We start from the raw sequence: 17,151 nt of genomic DNA, 5'->3' as shown, positions 1-17,151 counted from the left end.
GGCATTTCTAGCTTATCGACCAGTACCGACGGGCATGAATCGCCCCACGTTCACGCCATAAGCAGACCGGGTTCAACCGACTACTACAAGCGATCCTAGCCACGAGGCGACGACTGCCCGCCAGCGCACGCGATCGGAGTTCCAACTCATTGTGTGATCCGCTTCGAATGCCTCGAGGTCAACTGCGTCGGGACGCAATGCTGTGAGGCGCGCCGAGACCCCGAACGGCGATGACGTGTCCCTTGCGCCGTGGAGAATAACTGTCGGAATGGTCAACTCTTCAGCACGCGCCATCCAGTCGAAGCAGGGCAGACCGACGGGGTCGATTAGACCCGTCATGCGAGCCAGCGGCCGGAAGCTGAGCCACGGCGAGGCTAGCGCGCCGGCCCTGGCAGGCAGGCCCGACCGCGCGCTATTCGCCTTGAGCGTTGCGACCCAGTCGAGGATAGGCGAGTCGAGCACGAGTCCATCGACGATGCCGTGCAGCTTCGGATCAGCGGCGAGCTGCAGTGCAATTGCACCTCCCATTGACCAGCCAAACAGGATGACGCTACGTGCGCCGTTTTCGCGGGCGTAATCCACGGCCGCTCGCACGTCATCGGTCTCGGCACCACCGAGCTCCGATCGTCCGGTCCCCGCGAGAGGACCTTCGCCGTCGTTCCGATATGTCACGACGAGGGACGTCAGCCCAGCTTCCGAGGCGACCTGCACGCCCCGCAGCGTTCCAGCGCGCGTGCTGCCGAGACCGTGGATATGGATAGCCCACGTGCTCGACGGGGGGCCTTGGGGCGCGACGAGCCAGGCGGGCGCCGGGCCGACATCCGTTTGTATCTTGATGTCAGTCGACTGGAGTCCTGCATCGGCTGGGCTCTGGAAATAGATGCCGCTCCAGGACGCGCTCTGGCCGGCGGCCACGCCTGGCCCCGACTCCCCCACGACCTCGCGGCCGACGAGACTCTGCCCGCGGTCCTCGACTCCGGGCGCCAAACGAACCCAACCGCCATTCTCGAGAATGAGGCAGTAGTCGCCGGGTGCGGCGGTGCGCGGCGTGCGATCGAGGATGAGTATGGGTCGCTCCCCCGAGTTGTCTACTCCCCGAATGGTGAGATCGAACTTTCGTCCGCTTATCGGTGCAGTCAGCCGCCTCGCGATCACCAGGCCAAGCCCGCCGAGACCCACGGCGGCCGCGATCGCCGCGCCGGCCAGCGCCAAAGCAACTCTCATCGTTTCTGCAGCACGGGACTGGTCATAGCGCGTGATGCCTCCGCCACCGGCTCAGTCAGACCGCCTCCAAGGAGGTGGCTTTCGGCGCGCTCGATGAGGTGCCGGTCTCGGTCATCGACCTGAAACGACACTCGCGCATCGATGATTGCGTCACGAATTTCGACGATCTGGCGGTGAAGAATCGTCTCAGGCTCAGCGCCAGTTGACCCACGCGTGTTTTGGCTGATGCCCGGTCGTGCGGCGGTCGCCGCTACCCAGAGAGGGTGAAGTTCAGAAACGAGCATCCGCGTTGTCCGATCACGAGATCGCGCCTTCAGAGCGCGGGCGGCAGGCTGGCCGGCGAATCCCAGACACAGCAGCACGAATGTCATCAGGTGCAGCGGTTCATAGGCAATGGCCACGCCCTTCATCAGAGTGAGGTCGCCAGCCAGATGCGCGATATCCATTGTGATGACTACGACGCTCAACAGAACGCCGAGGATGCTTCCGACGAGGAGGGACGTCGGCGGCATCCGCTGGACGCCTGCGCTCTTGCGAACCTGCCGGGCTGCGAGCACGGCCATCGTGGATAGGACGATAGCGTAGTAGGTGAATTGGATCATGGAGTAGGTGCCGGCACTGGGCTGGTCGCCCAGGTCGAGCATGAAGTTGGTCGTGGTGGTACCGCCATCGATGAAGAAGAACGAGCCGACGGCGCCGATGATTGCAGCTGTGAGCACGATTCGGCCAAGCGCGAATCGCTCTGCCCAGGACTGTTGTTCGGAGGCTTTCAGGACGCCGCGGCCGAGAAAGAACACGCCAATCATGAGTGCGAGGTCGGCCGGGAGGGTCGCGATGTTGGTGCCGCCAGCAAGCTTGTCGAGGGGGCGATAGACCTGGTCGGTGTTGAGGGTCATGGCGACGGCGATCGTGACTGCGGCGTAGCTGATGTTGCGGTCGGCGTGACCGCGTCGCAGGATCAGCAGGCTGGCGACGAGCAGCCACATGAGGGCGGAGACGAGTAGGGGAATCATCCGAAAATCTCCGCGAATCGGGAGGAGTTTCTCATTGACCGTCTGATTGCTGCGGCGAAAATGTCGGCAAGGGTCTCGGCCTGAACTTCTTCGGCGGAGTCGAGATTTTGACGTCTGAGCAATCGCCGTCGGGTCTCTTTCGGGATGTCGGGGAGCAAGAAATCGGCAGCTTCGGCATACTCGTCGAACTTGTGACCGAGGATCATGTGGGCCAGCTCGTGCAACACGAACTGCTGGCGATGCAGCGCCGAGTCGCTGTGAGCGTGGAGGATGAGATCTTGGTCTTCGGCTCCGAGCCAGACGGCGCACAGACCATCGTGCACGCCGAGTTCTGCGAGTTCGACTATTCGCAGTTGTCGTCCCCGGTTGCGCTGCACGGCCATAACGAGCTCGTCGAAGGTGAAGGTCTCGCCTAAGGCGAGTTCGTCGACGGCTGTCGCCACACTCGCTGTGTTGTTCACTGCCGTCTCAATTCCCTCCGGACGCGGGTGGGGTTTCATCTGGCGGGCTCTGCGCGACTTCCGCATCCAAAAATTTGCTGATCGCCCGTAGAGCGTTAGGAGAGATGTCTCCCAGTGTACGTGCCGCGTAGGACTTGACTCGGGCCGCACGCATGGAACGCACGAGATCGAGTTGGGCGCTGACCTTGGCCGGGGTCGCGGCGCCCTCCGAGCCAGCGAGGAAAGCCGGGTCGACGTCGAAGTAGGCAGCGAGGCCTTCGAACAGCGCGCGGTCTTGAACGTACCGGTGGCCGTTGATGATGTAGGTCCAGCGCGAACGCGAGAGGTTCGTGCCGCGCGTTTCTAGGAATGCCGCAATCTGAGCGAACGTCGGCTCGCTGCCCGTCTCAGCCTCGGCAACGTCGAGCAGCAGGCGCAGGCGCTTTGCGAGATCCTCCGCGGCTGTCGTGCTCTCGTCGTCTGGCATGGGACTTCCTTGAATTGATCAATGCTCAGGATGTTACGCATGCTCAACATACTCTTTGAGCATGATCAAATCAAGGGTTGCGCATGCTCAAAGGTGGTGCTAAACCAGACCGTGAATTGATATTGAGCATGCTCAACACGGAGCTTTCTCGCCGAACGCCTTAGCGAAGCGAGATTCACCTTCGTGTCATCGAGCCACGCCTGCGTGGCAGTCCTTCGGGAAGGTGATTGTTGTGAATTGGCACGTATGGCTCCGCGTTCGGAGTGTCTGATGGGCGTTGCTGAGGTGTTGCTAGCTTCGAGACGACTGCCGGTGCGGGATGCCGCACTTGCTTTTGCCCGGGCGGGGATTCCGGTGTTTCCGTGTGTGCCGGAGGGTAAGCATCCGCTAACGCCTGCGGGGTTTCACGATGCCAGCCGCGATGTTGAACAGGTGCAGGCCTGGTGGACGCGGTGGCCGGGTGCGAACATCGGCATGCCGACGGGCAGCGCGTCGGGCATCGACGTCGTCGACATCGACGTGACCAAAACGGATGCCGGCTTCGCCGCGTTCGAGCGGGCTACCGCAGCCGGGCTGGTCGACGGCGAGCTCGCCCGGGTGCGTACTCCGTCGGGTGGAATGCACGCGTACTTTGCCGCGATCGCAGATCGGCCGCAGCGATGTTGGCAGGCGGCGAACGCGCACATCGACTTTCGCGGGGACGGCGGCTACGTCGTCGTGCCGCCCTCGACACTGGCGACGGACACCGGTCGCGCCAGCTATCGGCTGCATTCGCTGTCGGCAGCCAGCGCGCAGCCGGTCGACGCCGTTGCGCTCCGCAGCTTCATCGACCCGAGGCCGCCGCGAACGGGGACACGGGCATCAGTCGCCAGGGCGCCGGAGCCGAGCCGGCTCGCGCAATGGGTGAGCAACCTGCAGGAGGGCGAGCGTAACAGTGGGCTGTTCTGGGCGGCCTGCCGCCTAGTCGAGGCGGGACTCGCCCCCGCAGACGTTGAGGCCGCGCTCGGCCCATCCGCCCAGACTGCTGGCCTCGACGAGCGCGAGATTCTCACGACGATCAGCTCGGCGAGCCGTCGCGCCCCTGGCAGTGCGCAAGCGTTCGACAGACCCGCCCCGGCAACCAGACGCGGCGACCCGCCCTGCCTGTCATGAATGGCTCTGTTCAAATCACCAACCCAAAGGAGATGAAGTGATGGATGTAGACGACTTCGATAAGTCACACGGCGCGACCAGCGTCGATGCCGGTGGCGAGCGGCATCCGCTGCACGCCGTGCTGGAGGAGAAATCGCGCCTCGCAACGCGCGCTCGAGGCGGCACCTCGAGTTTGCCGCCAGCAGCCCGGACCTCCTCGCACCCTGCCGTCACCTGGATTCGCGCGGCGGATCTGCTCAATCTGGGCGCCGGACGCATCGCCGGCCGCGGCATCGACTTTCAAGCCAACTCCGTGCGGCAGATTCGACGGGCACCCGTCACCGCCGTGCGGGCGATTCGCGCGCGGGCCGCCCGGCTGGCTCCCCTCTCCGAGTTCGGAGCGGTGCGAGACCGTGCACAGATCGGCCGCGACGCTTTCGGGCGGGCGTGACCATGAGCATCCTGTTGAACACGGCAACACACACCGACTCGACGGGAGGTGCCGCGACGATGACTTTTCGCGAATCCGAAGGCCTGCGCCGGCTGCTCGCACGACTTCAAGCGGATGGCGGCGCCCGCTGGCGCAGCGACCCCGAGGCTTCCGAACTCATGCAGTTCACCGCCCAGCGCTACGCCGGGCTGGCGCGCAAGCACTTCCTCGACCCGTGGGAGGCTGCCGCGGCCGCCTTTGACGCGATGCGGGCACCCTCGACATTGCGCGCCGACGACCCGTGGGCCATCGTCACCCGAGCCGTGCAGGTGACCTGCATCGCCGAGGAACGCGCCCGCGGCCTGCTCTGCTCAGTGCACCAGGCGCGGCGGCCCCAGGTGTCGGTGTTTCACGATGCCGAACGCTTCAGCGATCGCGAGCATGCCCTGCCGGAATATCACCCTGCGTTCAGCGTCAATCAGGCCGACAAATTGGACGAGGAGGAGCCGCTGGTTGAGGTGTCTCTGGCCGTTGAAAATGCGATCTCTCTCTTCACACTGCTCGGCTGGCCGGCAGACCGCGCCCGCGACGGCATCGAGTACGTCTGCAGCCGGTTAGCGGATGCTACGTCTCGCCCGTCGGCCTTCGAGTCGCTTCGCCGCGACTACGCCGCTCGCGCTTTGCTCGACGTTTCGCAGCCGGCCTGGATGAGCATGCTGCGAACCCTTTTGGGATCCGGCAACTCGCTGCACGCGCACACCGCGGCCGGGCGCGGCATCCTCTTGCGCTTGCTGGTCGGCGAGCCGCTGCACGCGCTGCTCGGCGATGACGACCTGGTCTCCGACATCGTTCTGCACTCGCCACGGGTGTTCGCATGACCATCACTCCGGGACACATCGAGTTGGAGCGGTCGATCGACTCCATCCGCATCGGGTCGCGGCATCGCACGGATCTCGGCGACATCGACGCGCTCGCCGCTTCGATCGAGCGGCAGGGACTGCTGCAGCCGATCACGGTGACGCCCGACGGCACTCTCATCTGCGGTGCCCGCCGGTTGGCGGCGCTTCGGCAGCTCGGCGTGCGCAAACTCAATGTCTGGGTACGCTCCGGCATTTCGGACCACCTCGCCCAGTTACTTGCCGAGCAGGACGACAACGCCCTGCACAAGGCCTTCGCCCCCACCGAAGCGGCCGCCCTGTATCGCGAAGTGAAGACGCTTCTCGCTGAGGATGCCCAGCGGCGCCAAGCCGCAACACGCTTCGGCTCAGAAAAGCCCAGATCAGACGGTGGTGCCACGGTGGCACAACCGCAGCAGATTGATCGCGTTCGCGCGCAGGCAGCCCTTCTTGTAACCGGTCGGCGCTCCTATACGACGTTAGAACGCATCGGCCATCTGCAGCGGATGGCGGACGACGAGAGTCTCGACGAGACGCTGCGCACGCGCGCGAGGGAGGAACTGGCGGTGATTCAGAACGGCGGATCGGTAGCAGCTGCGCACGAGAGGGTTGCGGCCGAGGTTGACCGCGTCGCGGCGGAGACGCCCATTCGGTCGCTGGTTCCAGTTGCACCTACTGCCGGGCGTTCCGCCGACCTCGAGCAGCTGGCCCGGGAGGCACTCGCCCGCGCGAAGACAGCGAAGCGCGCCCAGAAGGCCCGCCCTGTAGCTGCGGCCGACTCAATATTGCCCACGCGTTCTTTCGTCTTCCTCTGGAACGACCTGCGCGACTGGTGGCTGCGCTACGACGAGGCCGAGGTCGCCGCCGAACTCACCGACGACCAATGGGGCCAGTTCCAAGCAACCCTTGTCGGCACCGTCGCCTTCTTCGAGCGGATGCGCACCCTCCGCGACTCCCCCACCGTCGCGCCGGTCTCCGCCACCGTTTCCCGCATTAGATAGGAGCCCACCATGCAGATCTTTCGCCGCCGTCGACTTGCCCTCGCCATCGTGGGTGCTGGCATCGCGCTGATCGTGCTGGCAGTCATTGGGTTGGTTGGGCTGGTCCGCGGGCCGGCGAAAGCGAGCCCGCCGGCCCGGCCCGCGCCAACGGCATCCGCTGTAGCGGTCGTGCCAACCGACCAACCGCAGCCGATACTCGAAACGTCGAGCCCTGAGCTGTTTGCGCGCAGTGTTGCGCACGCGCTGTTTGATTGGGACACGCGTCAGGATGCTGGCCTGGCCGACTGGGCGCAGGTTCTGGTGGACGTGGCCGATGCGGAGGAAGCGGCAGCTCTGGCCGCCGACGTGCGGGACTACCTTCCGGGCGCTGAGATGTGGCAGCGTCTCGCTTCGTATGGCACGCGGCAGTGGCTCGACGTGGAGTCGGTGACCGTGCCGGCTGCGTGGGCGACCGCGCTGGATCAGGCGGCGCCCGGCCAGATTCCACTGGGTGCTGCCGCGCTCACGGTCGTGGGAACCCGTCATCGCGCGGGAACGTGGGACACCGATCTCGTTCGTACGGAGCGGCGGGTGTCGTTCACGGTCTTCGTGGTGTGCCCGGGCCAGGAGTCGTGCACGCTGCTGCGCCTGTCGAAGCTCGACCATCCGCTGGAGTGAGCGATGAAGAAGCTCATCGGTCTTGTCGTGGTGCTGATGCTCGCTTGCCCACTGGGTGGTCTGCTGGGCGTGGCCGCGCTGGTGACCACGGTGGCGAGCTCGTGCGGATCGCTGACCGTCTGGACGATTCCTGACTCGCTCACCGCCCGGACTTTAGGCGGCCGATCAGTCATTTTGAATCGGCGCCAGCTGACCCATGCGGGAACGATCATCACTGTGGGCGGGCAAACGGCCGAGGTCGGACGCGCAGGTGTGCTCGTGGCGTTGATGGCCGCGCTCACGGAGTCAGCCTTGCGTCTGTTGGCCAATACCGGCGCGTATCCGGAGTCCGCTTCCTACCCTCACGACGGGGTCGGTTCAGATCACGACTCGCTGGGGCTGTTTCAGATGCGGCCCTCCTCGGGCTGGGGAACGGTCGCTGAGCTCATGGACGCGGAGTACCAGGCGCGGGCGTTCTTCGGTGGAGCGTCAGGGCCGAACGCCGGGTCGCCTCGCGGGCTGCTCGACGTCCCCGGCTGGCAGATGCTCGAGCCGGGCACGGCGGCACAGGCCGTAGAGGTCAGTGCCTATCCGGATCGGTACGCGAACTTTGAGCCGGTTGCAGAAGCGATTCTGGTTGCGCTCACTCGGTCTTCGAGCGTTGTCGAGTCGTCGCGGGTCGTGTTTCCGCTGCCCGCTGGCTCGTACACGAACACTGACAGTTTTGGGTGGCGTATCGATCCGTACACGGGTGAGCGGCGTTTTCACGCGGGAAGTGATCTCGCGGCGCCATTGGGCACGCCGATCCTCGCGGTCGCCGACGGCGTCGTGAGCTTCGCCGGGCAACGTGGCACCTACGGCGGACTGATCACCATCGAGCACACGGTCGGCGGCGAGCGGGTCACCTCGTACTACGCGCACATGTACGAGCAGGGCATGCACGTCGCGGTCGGCGACAGCGTGGTCCCCGGCCAGCACATTGGCGACGTCGGGTCCGCGGGCAAATCGACCGGGCCGCATTTGCATCTGGAGATCCATCCGGGTGGGTCGAGTCAGCCTGCCGTGAACACGGTCGACTGGCTGGCCGCCCACGGTGCCGCCGATCTGACCGAAGCGACCAGCGGATGCCCGGTGGCGTGATGGACGTGTTTCCCGACTTCGGTGCCGTCGGTGGCGCTTTAGAGCTGAAAAGCGTCGTCGGCGCCCTGCTGACGTTCGTGCTCATCATCGCGGTGCTGATGATGATCACCAGCGGGGTGACGTGGGCCCTCGCCTCGGTGCACGGTAACCATCACATGGCAACAAGAGCTCGGGTCGGGCTCTTGGTCGCGTGTGGCGCCGCGGCACTCGCGGGCGCAGGTGTTGCTTGGGTGAATTTTCTACTTGGAGTCGGGTCCACTTTAACGGCCCGATAAGTATCGAAGCCGCCAACAAAACGGTGGCATGAAATCTGAAACGGATCGCTTACTGCGGTGACCAACGTCAACTGTCGACGCCACAAGAAGCAGCCCTAGGGCATGAGCGCCAAACTCGCACTGCGCAGCTCCCTGACTCCGGGGTGGTCGTCCCCGGTTCTCGTGCAGAGCATGATCACGCAGGGTTCGATGTCGCGAACGGGGATGAACTCGACATCCGCCCCGGAGTAGTACGACGCGATTGAAGATGTAGTGATCGCAATGGCGCGGCCGGTAGCGACCAACTGCAACTCTTCATCCATCGTGTGGATTATCGGTCCGTAACGCACGGGTCGTCCGCTGGGGCGCGGGTCGACCGCCCACCAATTCATCCAGTCCGGAGTCATGTGGTCGGCTCCGACGTGCTCATCATCGTCCAGGTCATTGATCGACACGGAGGCGCTGCCCACGAGCGGATGCTCACGATGTACGGCAACAACCCGGGGCTCCGTTCCGATCGGCTCCAGGGTCAGGCCGTCGACGAGCGGAATAGGCGGAATCACAAACGATGCGTCAACCGTTCCGTTGGCTACGGCGGTCAACTGCTCAGGCCAGCTCAGCTGCTTGAGCTCGATGCGGTTGCTCAAACGACGCAGCAGTGCCGTCGCGTGCTGCGTGCCGCCGACGATGAAGCCCACCCGCAGGGTGTGATCGCGACTGCGAGCAAAACGGGCCAGATCGAGGGCTGCCTCCTGCGCGGAATCGAGCAGCCGGCAGGCGTGTGGCATGAACGCCACTCCGGCGGCCGTCAGCGTCAGCGGGTGCGAGTCTCGCTTGATCAGCCGAAAGCCCAACGATTGCTCGAGACGACGAATCTGTTGACTCAGAGCCGGAGCCGTCACAAACATGCTCGCGGCCGCCCGGCCAAAATGACCTTCTCCCATGACCGTGACGAAAGCGCTCACAGCTCTCAAGTTGATATCCAAGCCCGAAACATCTTTGTTCACGCGCGTCGCCCTCCTTGGCAGGTGTTCACAGTGTAGATGCCACCGGTTCGACGCCCCATAAGAAGTTCGTGCGCACACGCACGGTTTGCGACATGTACTTCGAGGCCCGCCACACGGAGACTCAATCTCGAACCAACGAGAGTCAGGTTCCACGAAAACGGATGCCTGCACTCTCGCCATCCACCACTCAATGAGGAGTCGTAGTGAATACAAGAGTTGTGATTGTTACCGGGGCAGCAGGCGGACTGGGGTCGGCAATCGCCGCTCGCGTCGCCGACGACTTCGACGTCGTCGTTCTGACCGACATTCAGGAACAGGCACTGCAAGCGGTTGTCGAGAGCATCGGCGCAAGCTCAAGTGCCCGCGTCGTTTCTCATGTCTGCGACGTGAGTGACCCCGACCAGGTCACGGCTCTGTTTGAGCGAGCCAGCCAAGAGGGCGCCGTGACTGGCTTGGTCAACGCCGCAGGTATCGGCGGTTTCTGCGGCATCGAAGAACTTCAGCCGCAGCAGTGGGATCGTGTATTCGAAATCAATACCAAGGGAACCTTCCTGATGTCGCAGGCGTTTGTTCGCGTCGCGACGGCTCCGGCATCCATTGTCAATATCTCGTCGATCGGCGCGCGCTCGGGCAACGACGTGCTGGCGCATTACGGTGCCTCGAAGGCTGCGGTCATCGAACTGAGTCACAGCTTCGCGCGCGGTTACGGGCGCAAAGGCATCCGCTCGAATGCGATCATGCCCGGGTTTATCTACACCGACATGTGGCGCAATAGCGTGCCCTTCATGCGCGAGAGCAATGCGGCGCTGGCCGACGTGACCGACGAACAAATCTTCGCCGGCATCGTGGATCAGAACGTACCCATGGGGCGGCCGCAAGAGCCGGAAGACGTCGCCGAAGCGACGGCCTTTTTTCTCAGTGAGAAAGCCAAGAACATCACAGGCCAGACGCTGGCCGTTGATGGCGGCACAGTTCTGACCTAGTCCACCCGGTGATGCATACGCCATTCTGCGATCTTGACGAAAGAGAGAATTCTATGACCAACGAACTTCCCACCCGCTATCTGATCATCGGTGCCGGTGTCAACGGGCTCATCGCCGCTCGGGCCTTCCGCCGATACGGCATCGACGTTGACATCATTGAACGCCACACCCGGCTCGGCGGTCTCTGGGACATGGACAACCCCGGAACCCCGATGTATGAAACGTGCAGCATGATCTCGTCTCGGGTGGCCGGTGGATTCGTCGGATTCCCCATGTCTGACGACCTGCCGATGTACCCACGGTGGTCGGACCTCTACGCCTACATTCAGGACTTCGCACACGAGTTTCAGCTCGACGAACTCTGCGAGTTCGGGCTGTCCGTCGTCACGGCCACGCCGGTCGACACTGCGGGCGGCCGCTACTGGAACGTGCTGTTGTCTACCGGTGAAACGCGTCGCTACCGCGGAATATACTCGGCGATCGGGTCGCAGTGGCAGCCGCTCGTTCCGAACATCCCCGGTCTCGACTCCTTCACCGGTCGTGCGATCCACGCGAAGGACTATCGCTCGACCGAGGAGCTGAATGGCAAGCGGGTGCTCGTGGTCGGTGCGGGTAACAGCGGCGTCGACATCGCGTCGGATGCCGCCTTCCATGCTGACGCTGCGTCCCTATCGACTCGACGGCCGTACTATTTCTTTCCCAAGCAGATCTTTGGTGTGGCCCTGCCTGACCTGTTCGACGGCCGAGCGCAGATCACGCCCCGACCGTGGATGGACGGGCTTGAACCCGCAGATTTCATGGACGTCGTGCTCTCCACCGTCGGTGATCTGTCTGCCTACGGGCTCCCCATACCGGACGGGCCAGTCGGTGAAACGCACCCGATCGTGAGCAATACCGTGCTGCACGCGTTTTCACACGGACTGCTCACGCGTCACCCAGACCTCGATCGAATCGATGGCTCAACCGTGTATTTTGACGATGGAACCTCCGAGGACGTCGACGTCATCGTCTTCGCGACCGGGTACGAGGTGCACTACGACTTTCTCCCGGACGGACTGGTCGAGTACCGGCGCGGCCACCCGCACCTGCACCTCGCACTGTTCTTCCCCGGAGTGGAGGGTATCTACTCCGGTGGCAGCCTCCACGCAGCGGTCGGCGCAGGCTGGACGGTTTTCGACTACTTCGCCAACTTCGCCGCAGCCGATGCGCACGCGACGTTGACCGGGGAGAACGCAGAGGGCCTTCGCCGGTTCAAGACCGAATACGACCCGGACATGACGGCAGGTTTTCCCTTCGTCGACACCCCGCGCAACGAGAATCAGTACGACGCGCAGATGCTTCTGGCTACTATTCCGCAGGCAGCCCGCACAGAATTCGGCATCGCCGTACCGACCGGCTTCGATGATGAGGACTTCTACGCGTCCTTGCCGCGGCGGAGCCGCATGGAAGCGCAGGTGACTGCGGCGTAGCGTCCGAGAGTCCGCTAGCCCCTACATGACTGCACGGGCCCCGCTTCTCCGGTTGTAGGAGCGGGGCCACTAGCGCTGGTCGTACGTGAACTCACCGTTCATCATCGTTGCCGCGACCCCGATCTGGGCGATGGACTCAACCGGTGTCGTCAACGGGTTGCGATCGAGCAAGACGAAGTCAGCGAGCTTTCCGGGTGCGATACTCCCGACGACGTTGCCAGCGCCCGTCGTTTGCGCCGAGCCCAGCGTGTAGGCCCTCAGCGCCTCGGCGACACTGATGCGCTCGTCCGGCCCATAGACCGCGCCGGCAGCGTCGAGTCGTTCGACAAAAGCCTGAACATTGCGCAGCACGTTGCCCGACGTCACCGGACGGTCCGAACTGCCAGGTAAAGGAATACCTGCCGAGAGAAGTGATGCTGCGCGGTAGGACAGCGGCACCCGGTCAGCTCCGAGGGCGCGGGCCATCTCCACACCAAAGGCTCGGATGAAGCCTGGCTGCGGCACCACGATCGCACCCACGGTTTTGATTCGGGCGAGGTGAGCATCCGTTATGACGCCACCATGCTCGATACGATTCGGCACAGGGCGGTCGCCGTAGAGTGACCGCGCTTGCTCGAATATCTCGATCGCGAGGTCTATGGCGGAATCCCCAATGGCGTGCGCTGCGATGGACCAGCCCGACCGGTAGGCAGCGAGGATGCGCTCCGTGAGCTGCCCGACATCGCCCTGAAAATAGCCGTGGTTGTGCGCCGCACCCACGCAATACGGATCATTCATTGCGGCAGTCAGACCCAGCAACGAGCCGTCCAGAAACACCTTCGTCGGCCCGACTCTCAGGAGATCGTTGCCGAATCCGGTTCGCACGCCAAGGTCGAGCCCCAGCTTGATCGGGTCGTCTGCGTGCCCGACCACGGGGTGGAGTGCGTCGAGTGCCACCATGAGTTGTGCCCGCGCAGAAAGCACGCCAGTGTCGAGTGCCGCCTGATACGCCGCCAGCTCGAGCGGGCTGTGACCAATCCAACCGCCGCCGATTCCTGCTTCAGTAAAGCTCGTGATTCCTTCTGCTGCGTAGACCGACGTAGCTCGGTCTATCGCAGCCGTGATTGTTCGCTGGGAGTGCGGCAGGAAGAGATCTTGGACCTGCTGTTGGGCACGCTCTTCGAGCAATCCAGTGAAGTGCCCCCCGGCGTCACGCACGGCTAGGGCGCCGTCTTCCTCGACCCAATCCGCGGCCAGGAACCCGGCCAGTTCAAGTGCCGCCGTGTTAACGATGCCGGCATGACCGGAATTGTGTCGAATAAACAGTGGATGCTTCGGTGCGAGCCGGTCCAAAATGGCGATATCGGGATACTGTCCGCCAAACGACTGGTGGTTGAACCCGGACGCTAAAACCCAGTTTCCCTCCGCCGTCTCAGCGATATTCGCGGAAAGGGCCGCGTACACGTCGTCCAGTCGACGGAGCGGAGCGCAATCGATTTCAGTGAGAGACAAGCCAAACCACGTGGTGTGGCAGTGCACGTCGTTGAATCCGGGCAAAACGGTCAACCCTGCACCATCGATCTGCCGCGTTGCCGCATACCCATCGAGGTCGGCCCCGACCGCGACGACTCGGCCATGGAGGACTCCGATCGCCCCAGCCCCCGGCCGGCGGTCGTCCATGGTGAGCACAGTGGCATTTCGAATGATGAGGTCGAGCGGTGGCATGGCCATAACGTCTATCTGCTTTCTGGAGCGCCGACGGGTACGAGACCTACGAGTGTTTCTGCGACGAGGCACGGTTTCGCGGCACCCTCAACCTCGATGCTGTAAGTGACACCGAAAACTCCTAGTTCCCCTTTCATGGCGAACGATCCGACAACGGCGCGGGCACGAATGCGCGAGCCGACCGGAACGGGCGCAGGAAAGCGCAGCTTGTCAATGCCGTAGTTGAGCACGTGAGCGACGCCCTCGACACGGTACAGCTGACCGGCAAAGAAGCTGAGAAGCGACATCGTCAGATATCCGTGAACGATGGTCGTGCCCCACGGTGACAGCGCCGCAAACGCAGGGTCGCAGTGCAGCGTCTGCCAATCCTGCGTGACGCGGGCGAAGGCATCCACATCGTCCTGGCTGATCAGCAGCCAAGGGGTGGGTCCAAGCTCCTCGCCGCACGCAGCCGTCACGGCGTCAACCCCCGAGAACACCCGTGGCAGGGCCGATTCAGCCATGCGGACCGCCGGCCACATACAGAATCTGACCGGACACGAAGCCAGCACCGACTCCGACAAAGAAGGCCACCGCCTCCGCGACGTCGTCGGGGTCGCCAACCCGGCGCACAGCAATCGTGGCCGCAGCGCTTGCCTGGAAGTCTTCAAAAGTGACGCCGAGCCGCTCGGCCGTAGCGCGAGTCATATCGGTCGCGATGAACCCTGGCGCGACCGCGTTCACGGTCACCCCGTATGGGCCGAGTTCCCAAGCCAACGTCTTGGTGAATCCCTGAACTCCCGCTTTAGCCGCCGCGTAGTTGGCCTGACCGCGGTTGCCGAGCGCCGAAGTGCTTGACAGGTTGACGATGCGTCCCCAGTTCGCCGCCACCATGTGGCTTTGCACCGCGCGGGACATGAGAAAAGCGCCGCGCAGGTGCACACCCAGCACGAGATCCCAGTCGACAGTCGTCATCTTGAACAGCATGTTGTCGCGCAGAACTCCCGCGTTGTTCACAAGAACCTGGGGGGCTCCAAGCTGCTCTGCAACGAGTGCCACAGCGCTTGCCACAGAGACCTCATCCGCTACATCGACCTGCACGGCGATGGCTGTGGCTCCCCCCGCAACGAGGTCTCGCACGCAGTCCTCGGCAGCGGCGAGGTTTAGGTCAAGAACGGCGACCGCCATTCCGTCTGCGGCCAGCCGTCGCGCGATCGCCGCACCGATGCCTTGTGCGCCACCCGTCACAATCGCGACCGGTCTCGTTGTTGTTGTCATTGGACTCCCCACCCGTTAGTTGTTGCGATTGGTTGTGCTGATCAGCTCATGCGTTCAAGTGCCAGGGCCATGCCCTGCCCGCCGGCAACGCACATTGCTTCCATTCCGAATTGCTTGTCGTGAACCCTTAAGGAGTTCACGAGGGTTGTCGCAATCCGGGCGCCGGTCATGCCGTAGGGGTGGCCAACAGCGAGGCTTCCGCCGTTCACGTTTACGCGCGCCGGATCAATTCTCAGGGCCCGAATGTTCGACAGCACTTGCACGGCAAAAGCTTCGTTGATCTCGAATTCATCGATCTGGCTCAGGGGCATTCCCAGCCGATCGAGAAGCCGAGAAATTGCACCAACTGGCCCGATGCCCATGATCTCCGGTGACACTGCGGACACTCCGGTCCCGAGGATGCGTGCCAACGGCACGATACCCAGCTCCCGTGCCCGGTCATCGGACATGATCACCACGGCTGCAGCGCCGTCGTTGAGCGGACAGCTGTTGCCCGCCGTCACCGATCCGCCAGCCCGAAATGCCGGTTGCAGCGCGGCAAGTGCTTCGAGCGTAGTCTGCGGCCGTGGGCTGTCATCTGCGCGTACGAACGAACCGTCTGCGCGGCGATACGGACTGATTTCCTCAGCCCAGAAACCGCTGGCGGCGGAAGCGGCCGTAAGCGTCTGACTGCGCAGGGCAAAAACGTCCTGGTCGAGACGAGTGATCCCCGTTAGGGAGGCTACGTTTTCGGCAGTCTGACCCATCTGAATGTAGACGTCGGGCAGCGCTCCGTCTTCGCGCGGGTCACGCCACGGCGCGGCTGATTGAGCGTTCAGAGCGGCTCTCAGCCCGCTTCGCTCGGCCGCAGCCGCAAAATTGGGGCTGTGCGCCTGGGGTGAGCCGTCAACATTCGTTTGAGCGAAGCTCGAAATGGATTCGACGCCCGCGGCGATAAAGACGTCGCCCTCGCCGGCGCGAATCGCGTGGGCCGCCGAGCGGATGCTTTGGAGGGACGATGCGCAGAACCTGGATACGATCACGCCCGGCACTGTGTCCCAGCCCAGCTGAACGGCGATGACCCGGGCAAGGTTGCTGCCTTGAATCCCGCCGGGCACACCGCAACCGACGATGAGGTCGTCGATCTCGTGCGGATTCAGCTGCGGAATCTGGCTTAGTGCTGCGGTGATCGCCGCGGCAGCAAGGTCTTCGGGACGTTCGGCGGCCAGACTGCCCTTGAAAGCGCGTCCGATCGGGGTGCGCGCGGTGGCGACGATGACCGGCTCAGACACGAGGGGCCTCCCATCCGGCCAGTTCAGCGCGGGACGCGTTTAGCTTGTGCTGCTTTTGTGCCCGGGGAACTCGCCCGCTCGGGCAATCGAATGGCCCAGATGCTCTCCACCAGCTCGTGGATGTCCAGGTGCGGTTCCGTTTGTGGGCGGTCGAAGCGGGTGCCGCCACCGTGCAGGAGACTCGCGGCGAGGTCGACGTGGATGTCGGCAATCTCATCGACGGAGTACTTGCCTCCAGCTGAGTACCAGCGAGCAACGCCGGAGGACATTTCGAGGATTGCCATGCGCGCCGAGCTCTGGTCGGGTACGTGGAAATATCCGGCATCGACGCCGTCGCGGATCGCGTGCGCCCAGAAACGCTCGTAGGCGTCTCGTTGTTCCACGATGACCAAGCGGTCGACCGGATCAAGGGCTCCGACTTGGTTGTCGACAACATTGGAGGCATCACGGCTGAGGGCGTGAGTGACGACGTGCATGCGCACGAGACGGTCAAGACGTACCCGCACGTCGTCCGATTGCGCTTCGATGATCGACGCGGCCAGTACGAGGCGCTGGAGTGCGTCATGCATGATCTGAAAGAGCAATCGTTCTTTGGTGCCCATGTAGTGATAGAGGCTGGCCGTGGACAGTCCTGCGCTCGCGGCGAGCTCACGAATACCTGTGCCGTAGAACCCACGGTCTGCGAACAGTCGCACGGCGGATTCGAGGATGCGCTGGTGCGTCTCATTGATGGCCGGTGACGGCACGCCGGGTTTAGACAAAACAACTCCTTCAGACACGAACTCAGAGTCCGATCGTTCGATCGATT

The 17,151-nt window shown here is 63.7% G+C and carries 19 protein-coding genes; 9 read left to right on the top strand and 10 right to left on the bottom strand.

The features are described from left to right. Positions 1-72 precede the first annotated feature (72 nt). The 4 genes from QMF22_RS13405 to QMF22_RS13390 are packed head-to-tail and all read right to left on the bottom strand — an operon-like array spanning position 73 to position 3,164. Positions 73-1,224 carry an alpha/beta hydrolase gene (locus QMF22_RS13405; protein WP_283454414.1) on the bottom strand — a complete coding sequence of 384 codons (1,152 nt, stop codon included), beginning with the start codon at positions 1,222-1,224 and terminating at the stop codon, positions 73-75. Then, a complete protein-coding gene (locus QMF22_RS13400) occupies positions 1,221-2,237 on the bottom strand; it encodes a DUF6545 domain-containing protein (RefSeq protein ID WP_283454413.1) in 1,017 nt (338 codons plus the stop codon). The genes QMF22_RS13405 and QMF22_RS13400 overlap by 4 nt, the downstream gene beginning before the upstream one ends. Next, the gene (locus QMF22_RS13395) at positions 2,234-2,698 is read right to left on the bottom strand and encodes an ImmA/IrrE family metallo-endopeptidase (RefSeq protein WP_283454411.1); all 465 of its coding nucleotides are present in this window, start codon (positions 2,696-2,698) and stop codon (positions 2,234-2,236) included. Before QMF22_RS13395 ends, QMF22_RS13400 begins: the two co-directional genes overlap by 4 nt. Positions 2,699-2,705: 7 nt before the next feature. Next, entirely contained in the window at positions 2,706-3,164 is a 459-nt protein-coding gene (locus QMF22_RS13390; RefSeq protein WP_283454409.1) for a hypothetical protein, read from the bottom strand. Positions 3,165-3,434: 270 nt separating this feature from the next. On the opposite strand from QMF22_RS13390, the gene QMF22_RS13385 reads away from it, so the two are divergent. Genes QMF22_RS13385 through QMF22_RS13355 form a run of 7 tightly spaced genes read left to right on the top strand, consistent with a single transcriptional unit; the run spans position 3,435 to position 8,673 of the window. After that, entirely contained in the window at positions 3,435-4,316 is an 882-nt protein-coding gene (locus QMF22_RS13385) for a bifunctional DNA primase/polymerase (protein ID WP_283454407.1), read from the top strand. A 37-nt stretch (positions 4,317-4,353) separates the two neighbouring features. Continuing rightward, positions 4,354-4,746, top strand: coding sequence for a hypothetical protein (locus tag QMF22_RS13380; RefSeq protein ID WP_283454405.1), 393 nt, complete (start codon positions 4,354-4,356; stop codon positions 4,744-4,746). Between the two features lie 2 nt (positions 4,747-4,748). Beyond that, positions 4,749-5,603, top strand: coding sequence for a hypothetical protein (locus QMF22_RS13375; RefSeq protein WP_283454403.1), 855 nt, complete (start codon positions 4,749-4,751; stop codon positions 5,601-5,603). After that, complete coding sequence (locus QMF22_RS13370) at positions 5,600-6,622, top strand: ParB N-terminal domain-containing protein (protein ID WP_283454401.1); 1,023 nt, start codon at positions 5,600-5,602, stop codon at positions 6,620-6,622. Before QMF22_RS13375 ends, QMF22_RS13370 begins: the two co-directional genes overlap by 4 nt. 9 nt (positions 6,623-6,631) lie before the next feature. Beyond that, a complete protein-coding gene (locus QMF22_RS13365; RefSeq protein WP_283454399.1) occupies positions 6,632-7,279 on the top strand; it encodes a hypothetical protein in 648 nt (215 codons plus the stop codon). 3 nt (positions 7,280-7,282) lie between these two features. After that, complete coding sequence (locus tag QMF22_RS13360; RefSeq protein ID WP_283454398.1) at positions 7,283-8,398, top strand: M23 family metallopeptidase; 1,116 nt, start codon at positions 7,283-7,285, stop codon at positions 8,396-8,398. After that, positions 8,398-8,673 (top strand): DUF6112 family protein, encoded by a 276-nt coding sequence (locus QMF22_RS13355; protein ID WP_283454396.1) that lies wholly within the window; start codon positions 8,398-8,400, stop codon positions 8,671-8,673. The genes QMF22_RS13360 and QMF22_RS13355 overlap by 1 nt, the downstream gene beginning before the upstream one ends. Before the next feature lie 95 nt (positions 8,674-8,768). Here QMF22_RS13355 and QMF22_RS13350 read toward each other — a convergent pair whose 3' ends face one another. Then, entirely contained in the window at positions 8,769-9,659 is an 891-nt protein-coding gene (locus QMF22_RS13350; RefSeq protein ID WP_283454394.1) for a LysR family transcriptional regulator, read from the bottom strand. A 218-nt stretch (positions 9,660-9,877) separates the two neighbouring features. Here QMF22_RS13350 and QMF22_RS13345 point away from each other — a divergent pair, with 218 nt between their 5' ends. Both QMF22_RS13345 and QMF22_RS13340 read left to right on the top strand, forming a co-directional pair. Then, entirely contained in the window at positions 9,878-10,642 is a 765-nt protein-coding gene (locus QMF22_RS13345) for an SDR family NAD(P)-dependent oxidoreductase (protein ID WP_283454392.1), read from the top strand. Between the two features lie 53 nt (positions 10,643-10,695). Beyond that, positions 10,696-12,111, top strand: a complete 1,416-nt coding sequence (locus QMF22_RS13340) for a flavin-containing monooxygenase (protein ID WP_283454390.1) — start codon at positions 10,696-10,698, stop codon at positions 12,109-12,111. A gap of 69 nt (positions 12,112-12,180) precedes the next feature. Here the strand turns inward: QMF22_RS13340 and QMF22_RS13335 are convergent, their stop codons facing one another. Genes QMF22_RS13335 through QMF22_RS13315 form a run of 5 tightly spaced genes read right to left on the bottom strand, consistent with a single transcriptional unit; the run spans position 12,181 to position 17,104 of the window. After that, entirely contained in the window at positions 12,181-13,770 is a 1,590-nt protein-coding gene (locus QMF22_RS13335) for an amidohydrolase (RefSeq protein ID WP_283454688.1), read from the bottom strand. Between the two features lie 56 nt (positions 13,771-13,826). Next, a complete protein-coding gene (locus QMF22_RS13330) occupies positions 13,827-14,318 on the bottom strand; it encodes a MaoC family dehydratase (protein ID WP_283454389.1) in 492 nt (163 codons plus the stop codon). After that, entirely contained in the window at positions 14,311-15,072 is a 762-nt protein-coding gene (locus QMF22_RS13325) for an SDR family oxidoreductase (RefSeq protein WP_283454387.1), read from the bottom strand. Before QMF22_RS13325 ends, QMF22_RS13330 begins: the two co-directional genes overlap by 8 nt. Before the next feature lie 41 nt (positions 15,073-15,113). Beyond that, a complete protein-coding gene (locus QMF22_RS13320) occupies positions 15,114-16,343 on the bottom strand; it encodes an acetyl-CoA C-acetyltransferase (RefSeq protein ID WP_283454384.1) in 1,230 nt (409 codons plus the stop codon). A gap of 23 nt (positions 16,344-16,366) precedes the next feature. Continuing rightward, entirely contained in the window at positions 16,367-17,104 is a 738-nt protein-coding gene (locus QMF22_RS13315) for a TetR/AcrR family transcriptional regulator (protein WP_283454382.1), read from the bottom strand. Positions 17,105-17,151 lie beyond the last annotated feature (47 nt).

Source organism: Cryobacterium sp. PH31-L1 (genome assembly GCF_030063145.1).
Lineage (GTDB): Bacteria > Actinomycetota > Actinomycetes > Actinomycetales > Microbacteriaceae > Cryobacterium.
This window is presented reverse-complemented; position numbering and strand designations above follow the sequence as displayed.